This window comes from Burkholderia sp. Bp9090 (genome assembly GCF_003857985.1).
In the GTDB taxonomy this organism is placed as follows: domain Bacteria; phylum Pseudomonadota; class Gammaproteobacteria; order Burkholderiales; family Burkholderiaceae; genus Burkholderia.
Map to the genome: position 1 here is coordinate 217,085 of NZ_QTPV01000002.1, position 14,507 is coordinate 231,591.

The 14,507-nt window shown below is 58.5% G+C and carries 15 protein-coding genes; 13 read left to right on the forward strand and 2 right to left on the reverse strand.

Annotation, left to right across the window (positions count from 1 at the left end; all coding sequences use genetic code 11):
• Positions 1-384: 384 nt before the first annotated feature.
• The 4 genes from DIE16_RS02660 to DIE16_RS02675 all read left to right on the forward strand — a co-directional run bounded on the left by DIE16_RS02660 (position 385) and on the right by DIE16_RS02675 (position 2,375).
• Positions 385-948 (forward strand): hypothetical protein, encoded by a 564-nt coding sequence (locus DIE16_RS02660; RefSeq protein WP_124891725.1) that lies wholly within the window; start codon positions 385-387, stop codon positions 946-948.
• On the forward strand, positions 921-1,259 hold the full coding sequence (locus DIE16_RS02665; RefSeq protein ID WP_124891726.1) for a hypothetical protein: 339 nt from the start codon (positions 921-923) through the stop codon (positions 1,257-1,259). The genes DIE16_RS02660 and DIE16_RS02665 overlap by 28 nt, the downstream gene beginning before the upstream one ends.
• Before the next feature lie 3 nt (positions 1,260-1,262).
• Positions 1,263-1,667 carry a barstar family protein gene (locus tag DIE16_RS02670; protein WP_124891727.1) on the forward strand — a complete coding sequence of 135 codons (405 nt, stop codon included), beginning with the start codon at positions 1,263-1,265 and terminating at the stop codon, positions 1,665-1,667.
• Between the two features lie 303 nt (positions 1,668-1,970).
• A complete protein-coding gene (locus tag DIE16_RS02675) occupies positions 1,971-2,375 on the forward strand; it encodes a hypothetical protein (protein WP_124891728.1) in 405 nt (134 codons plus the stop codon).
• A gap of 189 nt (positions 2,376-2,564) precedes the next feature.
• On the opposite strand, the gene DIE16_RS02680 is transcribed toward DIE16_RS02675, so the two are convergent.
• Entirely contained in the window at positions 2,565-3,656 is a 1,092-nt protein-coding gene (locus DIE16_RS02680) for a helix-turn-helix transcriptional regulator (RefSeq protein ID WP_124891729.1), read from the reverse strand.
• 339 nt (positions 3,657-3,995) lie between these two features.
• On the opposite strand from DIE16_RS02680, the gene DIE16_RS02685 reads away from it, so the two are divergent.
• From DIE16_RS02685 to DIE16_RS02700, 4 genes are all read left to right on the forward strand, one after another.
• Complete coding sequence (locus DIE16_RS02685) at positions 3,996-4,814, forward strand: hypothetical protein (protein WP_260434320.1); 819 nt, start codon at positions 3,996-3,998, stop codon at positions 4,812-4,814.
• 149 nt (positions 4,815-4,963) lie between these two features.
• Positions 4,964-6,031: a ParA family protein gene (locus tag DIE16_RS02690; protein ID WP_221625264.1), complete on the forward strand. Its 1,068-nt coding sequence runs from the start codon at positions 4,964-4,966 to the stop codon at positions 6,029-6,031.
• Between the two features lie 8 nt (positions 6,032-6,039).
• The gene (locus tag DIE16_RS02695) at positions 6,040-6,681 is read left to right on the forward strand and encodes a HEPN domain-containing protein (protein ID WP_124891730.1); all 642 of its coding nucleotides are present in this window, start codon (positions 6,040-6,042) and stop codon (positions 6,679-6,681) included.
• A gap of 1,015 nt (positions 6,682-7,696) precedes the next feature.
• Positions 7,697-7,915 carry a hypothetical protein gene (locus DIE16_RS02700; protein WP_044846844.1) on the forward strand — a complete coding sequence of 73 codons (219 nt, stop codon included), beginning with the start codon at positions 7,697-7,699 and terminating at the stop codon, positions 7,913-7,915.
• An 86-nt stretch (positions 7,916-8,001) separates the two neighbouring features.
• Here the strand turns inward: DIE16_RS02700 and DIE16_RS02705 are convergent, their stop codons facing one another.
• Positions 8,002-8,619 carry a hypothetical protein gene (locus DIE16_RS02705; protein WP_260434321.1) on the reverse strand — a complete coding sequence of 206 codons (618 nt, stop codon included), beginning with the start codon at positions 8,617-8,619 and terminating at the stop codon, positions 8,002-8,004.
• Between the two features lie 813 nt (positions 8,620-9,432).
• On the opposite strand from DIE16_RS02705, the gene DIE16_RS02710 reads away from it, so the two are divergent.
• The 5 genes from DIE16_RS02710 to DIE16_RS02730 all read left to right on the forward strand — a co-directional run bounded on the left by DIE16_RS02710 (position 9,433) and on the right by DIE16_RS02730 (position 14,416).
• Positions 9,433-10,551, forward strand: coding sequence for a branched-chain amino acid ABC transporter substrate-binding protein (locus tag DIE16_RS02710; RefSeq protein WP_044846845.1), 1,119 nt, complete (start codon positions 9,433-9,435; stop codon positions 10,549-10,551).
• Positions 10,552-10,735: 184 nt separating this feature from the next.
• Positions 10,736-11,662 (forward strand): high-affinity branched-chain amino acid ABC transporter permease LivH, encoded by a 927-nt coding sequence (gene livH, locus DIE16_RS02715; RefSeq protein WP_044846846.1) that lies wholly within the window; start codon positions 10,736-10,738, stop codon positions 11,660-11,662.
• An 11-nt stretch (positions 11,663-11,673) separates the two neighbouring features.
• Entirely contained in the window at positions 11,674-12,945 is a 1,272-nt protein-coding gene (locus DIE16_RS02720; RefSeq protein ID WP_044846847.1) for a high-affinity branched-chain amino acid ABC transporter permease LivM, read from the forward strand.
• Positions 12,942-13,715 (forward strand): high-affinity branched-chain amino acid ABC transporter ATP-binding protein LivG, encoded by a 774-nt coding sequence (gene livG / locus DIE16_RS02725; RefSeq protein WP_044846848.1) that lies wholly within the window; start codon positions 12,942-12,944, stop codon positions 13,713-13,715. Before DIE16_RS02720 ends, livG begins: the two co-directional genes overlap by 4 nt.
• Complete coding sequence (locus DIE16_RS02730) at positions 13,715-14,416, forward strand: ABC transporter ATP-binding protein (RefSeq protein WP_044846849.1); 702 nt, start codon at positions 13,715-13,717, stop codon at positions 14,414-14,416. The genes livG and DIE16_RS02730 overlap by 1 nt, the downstream gene beginning before the upstream one ends.
• The last annotated feature ends 91 nt before the right edge of the window (positions 14,417-14,507 follow it).

Sequence of the window (14,507 nt, forward strand, 5' to 3'; positions counted from 1 at the left end):
ATATTGCTTGATTATTCGATTCGATCAGCTATATGGCATTCCCTCGCATTGATAAGTCGCGAGCAGAGATCGATTCAATTGCAGAGTTGATCAGCCGGTCTCGGTAAGTTGGTTTAAATGGCTTGTATTACTGGGGCGACGAGGCTTGTGCATACGATTCCCTGGCTCGTTGCATACGATCCAACTGGGTTGTGCAATGGTTGAATTTTATCGCTGCCGCCATGTTCGGGATGTCACGACAACATGAATGTACCTGCTGGTCGACGACTCTAACGGTGAAATAGTCGTCGGGGATATCTCTTTGGGGGGCAACGAAATGCATCGTGTCCGTCATGCCAGCATCACGTGGATCAAGCTGGTGGGGTTTTTGATTAGGAGACGGGTATGTTCGATATAGAGGCACATAAAAAATATCTCAAATCGATCCTCGCTTCAGGGAAGTTGGATACCCTTGCTCGTTTCGGTGTTTGGTGCTGCATTGGGCTTGCGCACGATGACTCAATATTCGAGTTCCTCGCTACCTATGCGGGGAGTACGAGCATTCAGATCAGGCAGCGAGTTGACGACTATCTGGAACATGTGTGGAACGGAAACATAAACCCCAATCCACTAAGCGATTTAGAGCAAGTCAACTGGGATCCTGATGCAGTCGAAATGGATGACGATGCAGCAGCCCAAGGTGCGACTGATTTGCTGGCAGGGCTTTCTTTTTTGGATAAATGGTGTGCCGAACACAAAGTAGAACTAGTGGTGGCGTGTGCTGAGGTTTTGGTAAATCGGATTGACTATTTGGAAGGTTTTGATTTAATCGGTGGGAATGTCGATAACCCGGTTGAAAATGAAATGAAATTTCAGAGAGAATTCGCACGAGATCTTGTCGGTGGGGGAGTGTCTGATCGGGATAAGAGGAAATATCATGAGTGGTTATTCAATCTCGGATCTCCTTAATCAAGAAAGGCTGGGGTCTTGAATGCGACGATTGGAATAAGTTAGCATCGATCGTACCCAAAGAAGTGGCTTGGCATTGGGACGACGCTTTGTCAAAGAAGTGGGGCGCGCAATTTAAGAATTGGACGGACGACTTGCCGGGAGACAAAGATCCGACGTTTCCCTGTCGGGAATACCGCGGCGCGCCATTGCCAGGCGTTACCGGTGCGGACACTAATCGCATTGTGGTGAACAACAAAACGGGAGATGTGTATTACATATGGACGCGTTATGGCGATACAGGAAATCCTGCTTTTGTTCAGATCGGTTGATTTATGATGCTGCGTAAGCCAGGACTTTATGTGGTCGATTCGAGCGAAGCGGAACGCATTGCCGAAGAGTGCAGGCGCAGCGGTTGGCTAGTCATGTGTTTGCCTGACGAAGTTGCATCCAAGGATCAGTTTTTTGATGCGATTCGTAGCGCATGCCCGCTAGATCCGCCGTTACACAGCAATCGGAGCTGGGATGCGTTGTCCGATTCTATGTGGTCAGGTTTGGATGAAGTTGAGGAGGGGGAAGTCGCTATCTTTTGGCCCAATTCCGACCGGATGAAAATAGCAGAGCCCGAATCTTTCGCTATCGCGACAGATATACTCGTCGATTTGTGTATTTCGTTGGCTGCCCCGAGCGTCACGGCGTCCAGAACGAAGACGTTATTGGTTTTTCAAACTCCACATTGAGTGTGGGTAAGGGCATTGGCTTATACAGAAGTGTCAGGGTCACCGCGGCCACGTAGTGCTCGTAGAGTCTTAGCAGCGACATGAACCTCTTTCAGTCCAAGCCAGATGGCCTTCGCGCCGGGTTCGCTGAACTTACGGTCCAAACATCAGCCGCTTCATCAATCCCGATCCCGCCAAGTCGCGTCTGCATGACCAACGACGTCAACTGCGCCGAGCGTCCGTCGCAGCACAGCAGCACCGCAAGCCTGCCATCGGTAAGATATATGGCGAAGCGCGAGTTTGTTAGAAATAGGAGAAATAAAATTGGATGCTGACATACTTCGTGACATGTTGTTCGGAGAGCGATTCTTTTATGCTGACTGTGTCGTCAATGGAAAATCTGATGTGGTTGGTTATAGAATAAAAGATGGGCAGCCGGAAATGGATCGGTCTATTCGTGTCGCAGAATATGATTTAACTGGCGTGTTTAAGAATTTCACTACGGATATCGCGGGATCACTCTACGTTGGTGGTGAGGCGTCTACACACGGATCATGTGGCTTTTTTTATAAAACAACTAATAACGTTCTCGATTGGGCTTTGATGTCTCTGGATTCTGAACCTTTTGTGTATGTGGAGAAAATTCACGGGGGAGTCGCGTTTGTGTCAAGCGCGGGCCGTAAGTGGGTGGTGTGCGGAGATAATATAGAGAATGTGAAAATCGCATAATTTGTGCGTGGAGATGGGGCGTGATGGAAGCAGCCGTCTTGGCGTCAGGGTGGTCTCTGAACGTGGAGAATTTGGCTAGAGAGCTAGTCGTATCCCGGGCTCCATTTGTATCTATCTGGAAGTCGCGGATCCCAGAACTGGACGCAGTATTTCTTTTCCGAGCGGCATATCAATCCCGATCCCGCCAAGTCACGTCTGCATGACCAGCGACGTCAACTGCGCCGCCCGCGTTACTTCCGTCTTCGCATAGATCGACTTGATCTGCGAGCGGATCGTGCCGATCGACACGCCGCGCAGCTCGGCGCATTCCTGTGGCGAGCGTCCGTCGCAGCCCAGCAGCACCGCGAGATCGGCTTCGGCCGACGACAGACCGTAGAACACGCGCAGCCGCTGCGCGCGTGCCGCCGGCGAACGCAGGTCGGCTGCCGTCATCAATGCCACGACGCCGGGCCGCTCGCGCACGAGGCGTGACTGTTCGGGCACCGGTATCAGCGCGAGCGGTAGCGGTTCACCCGTCACACGGCGCAGCAACAGCCCACCGCGCGCGAACGCGTGCCGCCATTGCGCATCGTCGACGCAGCCTTCCGGCGCGAAGCGCCCGTTCACGATTCGCAGTGCAGGTTCCGCCGCGATAAGTTGATCGGCTGCGCGATTCGTATAGCGGAGTTCGCGTTGCGCGCCGAGTAAGAACACCGGCACCGGAAGCGCATCGAGCGCCGATTCCGCGGCGGCTACGCGTGCTTCGAGTTCGCCGATGCGTGCCTCGATCCGCAACGCGCGGCTGATGTGTGCGCCCATGCTTTCGATCGCGACGCGCTGTGCGTCCGACAGGCCCTGCGATTCGGGGCCGCTCTGTACGCTGAGGAATGCGCCGGTGTGCTCGCCGCGATGGATATACAGGCCGGCGATGCTGCCGATTCCGTATGGCCTCAGGAATTCCTGGTAGAACACGCAGTGTTCGCGCTGCGGGCGGGACAGTTGCTTGACGTCCTCGAACCAGCGACCAGTCGGCCAGTTGCCGGCGATCGGTACGACCGGGTCATACAGATAGAACTCGGTGTTGTATGCGCGGCGGCAATCGGCAACCCACGGCTCGTCGTCGCCCGCAGCCCGGTCGATGACTGGCAGTCCCGCAGCATCGTCGAACGACAGCAGCGTGGCCATGCGCACGCCGACCGACGATCGCAAGCCGTCGAGCGCGACTTCCCATCTCTGATCGCCCAGTGCTGCAGCGTAGATGTCATCGAGCAATGCCGATGGAATCAACTCGTTCCGTTGCATTTGGCTACCCCGCGCGATGCGTTCTTTTTGACAGCCTTTCGCGCATCTTACTCATTCTTGTGCGGGGTTCAATATGCGTGGGGGCTTTCGGTCGGAAACGTGTTGTTTTGGGGGTGTTTCTTGTCAGCCGTAATGGCGGTTTTCAATATTCTTTCGGGACTTTTCTGCATACAGGACAAGGGTTGCAGTATCGTCAGATGATTCCAGCATTGAACTTTTCATTTCCAAGGTATCGTCGCGCAACGCCTGTCGGGAAGGTTTAGTGGTCGTCAACTGTCCGTACGCGTTCCGCGTCGTTCAGTAAGCGCACTAGTTTGCGTATTCAGATTCGGATACTGGATGTCTCGGTACGTCCAAGAGCCGTCTGTCGCAGACATCTCGGGTGAACGTGTAGCTGACGCCTGTCGCCGCGGTCGCCAGGAACAAAATCAACACGCCACCCTAGATCTGAAGCTAAAATGGCCGGCAAACGTCAGACTGGAGTTGCGCGTGCCGTCCCTTACTGATTTGGCCAAGAAATTTGACCTTCGTGCATTGCGTCCCGAAGGAGACTGGGTCTACACATGGTCTTGCATTAAAACACGAGATGAGCCTATCTCAGCAGAGCAGTATCTTAAATTCGCTGAGAATGACCTGTCGGATGGTGAGTCGGAGCGTCATCTGGTCAACGCGCTGACAAATGCGAAAAGGGCATTGCATTTGCGCATGGAGGATGTGTGCTTAGGTTTCGGCTTCGCTAGTTACGGCGGCGCACGCTCATTCCCGCGTATGGTTAAGTACATATCTGACATAGGAGTCACAGCGCCACGCATCCTGAATCGGCTGAATCAACTCAGAAATCAGGTGGAGCACGAATATCTGGCTCCCAGTCGATCGGATGTTGAGACATTTATCGACGTGACGAGCTTGTTTTCCTCCTCAACGCAACGATGGATAAATCGCCAGCCACGTGATATCGAAATCCATCAGGACGTAGTCGTAGATGGAGAAACGATCATCCTTAATGCGATGACGTTCTCTTGGGATAACGGGGTGGCCTACCTACATTTCAGCAATGCTAACGATAGCTTTAGATCGAAGCGCGAGACGGTTGAATTTCAATGCTCTACTGAAGAGTTTTTCCTCTGCGCCCGACTTGCGTTGGAAAATGAGTGGTAATTTAAAATCCGAGAATATTCGGTTGATGAGTTGTGTTTCTGAACGCGTAGTGTGTCGTGCGCGGTGCGCGCAGATTCGATTGCCGCACAAGTGTTCAAGTCGTGCTTCATGTAGATCACGCCGGGATCGTTCGAATACCGATATGTTGGGTGACTTTGAATTTAGAGATATTTATGCACAAAATTATTTGCTTATTTAACCACAAAGGTGGCGTCAGCAAGACTACGACGGCATTTAATCTCGGCTGGATGTTGGCAAAAAAAGGCAAGCGAGTGTTGCTTGTGGATTTTGACCCTCAGTGCAACCTGACTGGGATGGTTATGGGGTTTAAGGGAGTCGATGATCTCGAGGGTATTTATAGTGCGAATCCACCGAACAATGTGAAGGATGGCTTGGCGCCAGCATTTGAGGCGCAGCCACGCGCCATACAAGCCTGCGAATGTATGGAGGTGAAGGGAAATGCTAACCTGTTCTTGCTGCCTGGGCATATTGCAATTTCTGAATATGAAACGACGCTCGGCGTTGCCCAGGAATTGAGTGGCTCGTTGCTGCCGTTGCGAAATCTTCCGGGTGCTATTCGCTACTTAATTGATGCGACTGCCGAGAAGTTGAATGCCGATCTTGTTCTGGTAGATATGAGTCCAAGCCTGGGCCCATTGAATCAAAATATCCTGACGACATCGGACTTTTTCGTCGTCCCACTGCATCCGGATTATTTTTCATCAATGGCGCTCAGCTCTCTGGCAAAGGCGCTCCCGCGCTGGCAAGCGTGGGCCAAGATGGCTCGGTCAATCGACGTTTTAGTGAACGCTGATTATCCGTTCCCGGAACCACATGTGCAATTTGCAGGCGGTATTGTGCAAAAATATCGTCCTCGACTGGGAAAGGCCTCTAAGGCATTCCAAAATTGGATCGACAAATTGGAAGAAGGCGTTAAGAACGCACTCGTTCCGGCTCTGGAGGGAGCAGGCATGCTCGATGCCACCGCGTTCAAGGAAAAAAGCGGCTTTCAGCCTTGGCAATGGCTGCTCGAAGTTGCCGATTTTAATAGTCTCATTGCACGCTCCCAAGATCATCAGGTGCCGGTGTACGAATTGACACCGGCCCAGCTTGACGGGCAGAAGGGAGCCGTTTGGATTCAGACGAAGGCCGACATGGCAATCTTCGAGGAGAAATTCGATGCGGCGGCTGACAAGCTGATCTCGATTGTCGCATGAGTGTTTGAATGACTCCACTGAATCACTTTGAGGCCGTATGGGACCGATGTTCGCATTTATCGGCCATGCAAGCTTACCTTGCGGCAAATTCGGTTGGTGCATTGAAGCCAGACGAACTGCTGCGTGCTGAGTGGGTGGCTCGCGTAAGTGCCCTGGATCTTTACGTGCATGAGTTGGTCGCTCAGAGGATGCTGTCGGTTTTTGATGGATTGCTGCCGAAGACTGCGGCATATAACGCGTTCATGTTGACATCGGAAACAGTCGATCGCATTCGACAAGCGGCGACCCTAAATGAAGGCAGCGCTGCATTTGACTTGGAGATACGCCGACAACTCGGATTCTTAAGCTATCAGTATCCAGACAAGATAGCGGATGGCATTCGGATGTGTTCTCCGGTCGAACTCTGGAATGACGTCGCGTTGCATCAAGGTGCTACTCAGCAGAGCAAAGTGGTCCAAGCCAAGCAGATCAAGCGTCAGTTGACAACGATAGTCGACCGGAGAAATAAGATTGCGCACGAAGGAGACTTGCAACCCAAGGCGTTGCCGATTTCACCCTGGCCTATTTCCCAAGGGGATTTGATAGTCGTTTCAGGGTTCATCGAAAAACTTGTGAGGTCGATTGACGCATGTGTCCATGCGCAGACATGACGAGCGATCGTCCGCAAATCGCGGCATCGCTGTCACGCACGGCAATAATGCGAGAGACAGCCTAGGTGCGGTATCCGAGGTGCCGTGCAAGGGCAAGGCGAGTCGTGGTTTGCTCGTCGACACCTTTGCTAACGCCCGCCGCGGGCCGCTAGCGAACGCTCATTCAACAACTGAGCTCACCCTCTCAATGGTGGAGTTCGGGCCCTCGACGGCCGCTCCGCGCTCCAAATCGGACGTGCGCTACCGGACACCGAGCTTCTGCTGGGGCCTATATGCCGGAAATACCCGGCTCCTTTATGCCGGAAGGTGACACGCAGCAAGGCGGACGTTGCTCAACGAAACCGGAACGGCAGCAATGGGTCGAGCGCGGCTGGTTGCGCGTCACTGGGCGGTGACCCGGCCACCGGCCGAGTTCGGCGGCGGATTCAACCGGTCGATCCAACACACTAGACGCTGCGTAAGCAGTGGAGGTGTTTGCATCGACCGGTTGAATCCGTCATCGATTGCAGCCTGTGGAAGCTATAGAAAACGAACGTTCCAGCGAGCAACTTCTTCATGTCGAGATGTCGGAAGAGACGGAGCAGCAGTCACTTCTATATCGAACTGTGCTCGTGCCGTGAGTGAAGTCAATTCATTCGAACTGTTTCGAATGATCGCGTACCGAGGCCGATTGACGTCTGCGTCGATTTGCTTTTCCTTCCGCATCTGCGCATGCAATGGCGCGGCGCACGCGGGCAAAATTGCGTGCCTATGCCTAACGGCTAACGTTCGCGCGAGCCGCAAATATTGAGCGTTAGCGATGGTCTAATAGGCAATGTCCAGTGATGATCGCGCGTGCATCGCGCGCGCGAATGGACGCAACGTAACCGGTAGGCCCTATCGAAACATTGCTTTCATCGGGGCAAAAACAAAGGAGGAATCCAGACCAAAAAACGCCGCAGTAAACGAGCGCGGGCCGCAAGTGCTAGGAACACTCACGACCCGCTAACCACAGCCAACTAAGCAGGAGTTGCCCATGGCTAAGCCGAATCATAAAGCACGACCGCCGAAGACGGAACGTTTCGTCACGATCCAGGAAATGTGGGGTACCCCGAAAACGGACATCAAGCCGGAGAAGTTCTACCCGTACATGAAGATTGGTGGAATGTGGCTGATTGAAGATGCGTGTTTCGTACCCGGCCAGAAGGCGCGGATTGATATTGAGCCTGGCAGGCTGATCATCACGAAACTGTAAAAGGCAACGCCGCAAGACGCGGCCGCGCTGCGCGACGTCGCGCAGCGCGCCGGGCAGGGTAGCCGCCATCGGCCACCCCCAATGCATCACCAGGCGATATTGCACGACGACCGCGACGTTCCCGCGCCACCTGTAGCCGTGCAATGCGTACCGGCGCCGTTGTCGTAGAACGTCCGGGTCTCCGGTTGCGGCACCGATGGATCAAACGGATTCGGCGTACCGTGCGGCCCGCGCGAGGCATCGTAAGTCCGCGTTGGCGCATACGAACCGCCGCTGCCGACAGATCGCGAGCCATTTGCCCGCAGGTATTCGTTCCAGTTCTGCGCGCGCTGTTCATATCCGGGCAAAGCGCGCCCGAGGCTGTCGCTCCCGCCCGCGCCGAGTGCAACGCGATTCGCGGGCAATACGAAATCGGATTCGTGTATGGACGAAGTGTGCAATTCGAGCGTATTGCCTGACACACGCACCGGCCGCGTATCAGGCGTATCGAACGGGCTGCGTTCAGCCGGCGCAGCGTACTTTACGCGTCGGGTTGCGCGTGCCGAGCGCTCATCATCGCGAGCCACGGCCTGACGTTCCGAACGAAACACGTTGGCACCGCCCGAACGATCGACCAGCGAATCGCGGCCCGAGGCGTCGACGGTAGAAACAGAAAGCGCACAAGCAAGCGCGGCAGCGGAAGAAAGACGGAAGGGATGATTCATATGCGATCCGAAGCAGGTGATGTGCATTGAAAAAACGGCAGATCACTGGCTGGCGAGACTGAACGACGGACGGGCGTTGAAGCGGCCCTGAAGCGACGGCGAAGCGCGGCGGGCGCGGTTCGCAGGGAGGCTGGCTGGATTGCAGAGGCGAGTTCGCATTATTTCATAAAAATAACAACCAGCTTTCGTGATTTCCGTAAACGTCAGCATATGGAAGGATTAACCGATCCAACCCGCTGCCCCGCGTTGGTGCACGGCCACGTAATCCTCAGTCGATTGATTTAAAACACACCGACCCCCAAAAACAAAAAATCCCACAATCCACGACCACCAATCGCCGCAAATCCCCACCCATCAAGGCACAACGCTACGAACGCACCCAAAATAGCAACCCAATTGCACCCACCGCAAACGTTCTCCACCCGCCCGAGTTGCTCCCAAATCGCCACCTCTCCCCCGCCCAGTTTCTCCGTGTTTTCCCTCATAGAAGCGGCATTTTTGACAGACGATTTAAAAACCCCCATATAATTTCGACTGCCTTGCCAACGGCTGTCGGACCATCCCTCCGAACAAGCAGTTGGCAAGCGGGGCAGGCGAAACGCTTGCGCAATGCAAGACGCATCACGATGTCTTTCCGAACCAGACGTCCCCCTTGGGGGACTGCAAGAGCCGGGCCCCGCTACGCAACATTCATCCGCAGGTCCGTCTTCATGTGTCTCGGGCGTGTCCCATGTCCTCGCCCCGGGTGCTGTTCGATTGCGCAAGTCATGCCGCCTTTGCCCGTATGACTAAACAACATCGAGGAGCTCCCAGATGACGCTGTCCCGTCTTACGTCCATTTCCGTCGCCGCCGTGCTGTTCGCCGCCGGCGCCGCCGCCGCGCAAGCGGAAACCGTGAAGATCGCCATCGCTGGTCCGATGAGCGGCTCGGTCGCCCAATACGGCGACATGGTGAAGGCCGGCGCGCTGACCGCGATCGAACAGATCAACGCGGCAGGCGGCGCGGGCGGCAACAAGTTCGAAGTCGTGCAGATGGACGACGCATGCGAACCGAAGCAGGCCGTCGCCGTCGCCAACAAGATCGTCAGCCAGAAGATCAAGTACGTGATCGGCCACGTGTGCTCGGGTTCGACGATTCCCGCCTCCGACATCTACGAGAACGAAGGCATCGTGATGGTCACGCCGTCGGCCACCGCGCCGCAGCTGACGGAAGGCAAGAAGCGCCACTTCATCTTCCGCACGATCGGCCGTGACGACCAGCAAGGCCCGGCCGCCGCGCACTACATCATCAACAACGTGAAGCCGAAGAAGGTCGCGATCCTGCACGACAAGCAGTCGTACGGCCAGGGCATCGCGTCGTCGGTGAAGAAGGACCTCGAAGGCGCGAAGATCCCGGTCGTGCTGTTCGAAGGCATCAACGCCGGCGATTCGGACTACTCGGCGATCATCACGAAGCTGAAGTCGCAAGGCGTCGACTTCGTCTACTTCGGCGGCTATCACCCGGAAATGGGCTTGCTGATGCGCCAGGCGCGCGAGCAGGGCGTGAAGGCGACGTTCATGGGCCCTGAAGGCGTGGGCAACAAGGACGTGACGGCGATCGCCGGCCCGGCTTCGGAAGGCATGCTCGTCACGCTGCCGGCCGACTTCTCGGCCGATCCGGCCAACGCGGCGCTCGTGAAGGCGTTCGCGGACAAGAAGCGCGACCCGAACGGCCCGTTCCAGATGCCGTCGTACGCAGCGGTGAAGATCATCGCCGACGCGATCGCCGGCGCGAAGACGACCGACCCGACGAAGGTCGCCGCGTACATGCACAAGACGACGTTCGACACGCCGATCGGCAAGGTCGCGTATGACGCCCAGGGCGACCTGAAGGCGTTCAAGTTCGTCGTCTACACGTGGCACAAGGACGCGACGAAGACCGCCGCCAAGTAATCCGGCGTACCCGCCCGCGCGCCCGCCCTGTCCGAGCCCGGACGGGGCGGGCGTGCATTCGCGCCGCGCATGACCCCATTGCGCGGCCGACGGGCGGCCCGAGACGACACCGTGCGTTGCACGCGGCCGACCGCCGTGATCCGGCGACGGCACGCGACCCAGCGCCAACGGGAGCTTCCCGCACATGACTGACTTCTTTCCTCAATTCGCCCAGCAGCTGGTCAACGGCCTGACGCTGGGTGCGATCTATGCGTTGATCGCCATCGGCTACTCGATGGTCTACGGCATCATCGGCATGATCAACTTCGCCCACGGCGAGATCTACATGATCGGCGCATACGTGGGCCTCGTGACCCTCACCGCCATCGGCATCTCCGCCGGTTATCCGCTGCCGCTCGTGCTCGGCGCCGCGCTGATCGTGTCGGTGCTCGTCACCGGCCTGTACGGCTTCGCGGTCGAGCGCGTTGCCTATCGCCCGCTGCGCGGCGGCCCGCGCCTCGTGCCGCTGATCTCCGCGATCGGCATGTCGATCTTCCTGCAGAACTACGTGCAGATCGGCCAGGGCGCGCGCGACGTGTCCGTGCCGGTGCTGATCTCCGGCGCATTCGACATCCATCTCGGCGGCGATTACGACGTGACGATTCCGTATGCGCGTCTGCTGATCGTCTGCGTGACGGTCGTGCTGATGATCGCGCTCACGCTGTTCATCTCGCATTCGCGGATGGGCCGCGCGTGCCGCGCGTGCGCCGAAGACATGAAGATGGCGAACCTGCTCGGCATCGACACGAACCGCGTGATCTCGTTCACGTTCGTGCTCGGCGCGATGCTCGCGGCCGTCGGCGGCGTGCTGATCGGGCTGACGATCGGCAAGCTGAATCCGTACATCGGCTTCGTCGCGGGCATCAAGGCGTTCACCGCCGCGGTGCTGGGCGGCATCGGCAGCATCCCGGGCGCGATGCTCGGCGGCGTGCTGCTGGGCCTCGCCGAAACCTTCGCCGCAGGCTACATGCCGGCCGAGTACAAGGACGTGGTCGCGTTCGGCCTGCTCGTGCTGATCCTGCTCTTCCGCCCGACCGGCCTGCTAGGCAAGTCGGACATCGAAAAGGTCTGAGGGAGACGCAGATGAGTCAAGTCATTTCCGTTCGCCGCCCGGCCGCCGACGCGTCGGTCGGCCAGGCGCTGAAGAACGCCGCGGCCGCCGCGCTGCTGACGGCGATCCTCACGATTCCGGTGCTCGGCCTGCAGCTGAAGCTCGACGGCTATCAGGTGGTGCTCACGCCGCACTGGCGTCCGGTGTGGATCGCGGTCGCGGCCGTGTTCCTGTTCCAGCTGTTCAAGCCGTGGCTCGTGCGCGCGAAATCGGCGGTGAAGCTGCCGGCGATGCCCGCGATGGGCGCGCAGCAGCAGCGCGCGATCATCTGGGTGCTACTCGCGGTCGGCCTCGTGTGGCCGTTCTTCGGTTCGCGCGGCGCGGTAGACGTCGCGACGCTCGCGCTGATCTACGTGATCCTCGGCCTCGGGCTGAACATCGTGGTCGGTTTCGCGGGGCTGCTGGATCTCGGCTATGTCGGGTTCTACGCGGTCGGCGGCTATACGTACGCGATGCTGAACCAGTATTTCGGGCTGTCGTTCTGGGAGTGCCTGCCGATCGCGGCGATCGCCGCGGCGACGTTCGGCTTCCTGCTCGGCTTCCCGGTGCTGCGCCTGCGCGGCGACTATCTCGCGATCGTCACGCTCGGCTTCGGCGAAATCATCCGCCTGCTCGCGAACAACCTGACGAGCCTCACCGGCGGCCCGGACGGCATCTCGAGCATTCCGAAGCCGACGGTGTTCGGCTTCGAGATGGCGCGCTCGGCAAGCGTCGAAGGCGCGAAGACCTTCCATGAACTGATCGGGCTGGAATACAGCGGCGAACACATGGTGATCTTCCTGTACCTGATCGCGCTGGTGCTGGTCGGCTTCACGCTGTTCGTGACGAGCCGCCTGATCCGCATGCCGATGGGCCGCGCGTGGGAAGCGCTGCGCGACGACGAGATCGCCTGCCGCTCGCTGGGTCTCAACCCGACGCGCATCAAGCTGTCGGCGTTCACGCTCGGCGCGGCGTTCGCGGGCATCGGCGGCGCGTTCTTCGCGGCGCGTCAGGGCCTCGTGAATCCTGAATCGTTCACCTTTATCGAATCGGCGCTGATCCTCGCGATCGTCGTGCTCGGCGGGATGGGCTCGCAGCTCGGCGTGATTCTCGCGGCGATCCTGCTGACCGTGCTGCCGGAAGTCGCGCGCGGCTTCGCCGAGTACCGGATGCTGATCTTCGGTCTCGTGATGGTGTTGATGATGATGTGGCGTCCGCAGGGCCTGCTGCCCGCGAGCCGTCCCCACGTGGAGCTGCCGCAATGAGCGCGAATACGGAACTGTTGAAGGTCGCCGGGCTGCAGATGCGCTTCGGCGGGTTGCTCGCGGTGGACGGCATCGATTTCGACGTGCGCCGCAACGAGGTGTTCGCGATCATCGGGCCGAACGGCGCGGGCAAGACCACGGTGTTCAACTGCGTCGGCGGCTTCTACAAGCCGACCGGCGGCGACGTCGTGCTCGACGGCCACGCGATCGCCGGGCTGCCGAGCCACCAGATCGCGTTGAAGGGCCTCGTGCGCACGTTCCAGAACATCCGCCTGTTCAAGTCGCTGACGGTGGTCGAGAACCTGCTCGTCGCGCAGCACCGCAAGGTGAAGTCGGGGCTGTTGCCGGGCCTGTTCTCGACGCCCGCGTATCGTCGCGCCGAGAAGGAAGCGCTCGAACGCGCGGCCGTGTGGCTCGATCGGATGGGGCTGAAGTCGGTCGCCAACCGGCAGGCGGGCACGCTGTCGTACGGGCACCAGCGGCGTCTGGAGATCGCGCGCTGCATGATCACCGAGCCGCGCCTGTTGATGCTGGACGAACCGGCGGCCGGTCTCAACCCGCAGGAGAAGATCGAGCTGCAGCACCTGATCGACAAGCTGCGCCACGAGTTCGGCGTGTCGGTGCTGCTGATCGAACACGACATGAGCCTCGTGATGGGCGTGTCGGACCGCATCCTCGTGATGGAGCACGGCCGGCCGATCGTGATCGGCACGCCGGAAGCGGTCCGCAACGACCCGCGCGTGATCAAGGCGTATCTGGGGGAAGAGTGATGCTGAAGCTGGAACAGGTCCATACGCACTATGGCGCGGTCGAGGCGCTCGCGGGCGTGTCGATCGAGGTGAAGAAGGGCGAGATCGTCACGCTGATCGGCAGCAACGGCGCCGGCAAGACGACGCTGATGATGACCGTGTGCGGCACGCCGCGCGCGTCGTCGGGCCGCGTGCTGTTCGAGGGCAACGACATCACCGCGATGTCGACGCACCAGATCATGCGGCAGGGGATGGCAATCTCGCCGGAAGGACGGCGCGTGTTCCCGAGCCTGACGGTGCTCGAGAACCTGAAGATGGGCGGGTTCTTCGCGAGCCGTCATGAGATCGACGACGGCATCGAGCACGTGTTCAAGCTGTTTCCGCGCCTGAAGGAACGCGCGGCGCAGCGGGCCGGCACGATGTCGGGCGGCGAGCAGCAGATGCTGGCGATCGGCCGCGCGCTGATGAGCAAGCCGCGCCTGCTGCTGCTCGACGAGCCGACGCTCGGCCTCGCACCGCTCGTGATCGCGCAGATCTTCGACATCATCCGGACGATTCGCGACGAGGGTGTCACGGTGTTCCTGGTCGAGCAGAACGCGAACAAGGCGCTGGGTGTGGCCGATCGCGGCTACGTGCTCGAAACGGGGCGCGTGGTACTCGCCGACACGGGCGCGAACCTGCTCGCGAACGACCGCATCAAGCAGGCGTATCTCGGCGGTTGACGAGAGAAAGCCGCCGGCCTGCAATGGGCCGGCGGTTTACGGGAATTGTGTAGCCGATTCGGCTTCGATCGTAGCAAATTTGGCTACATGT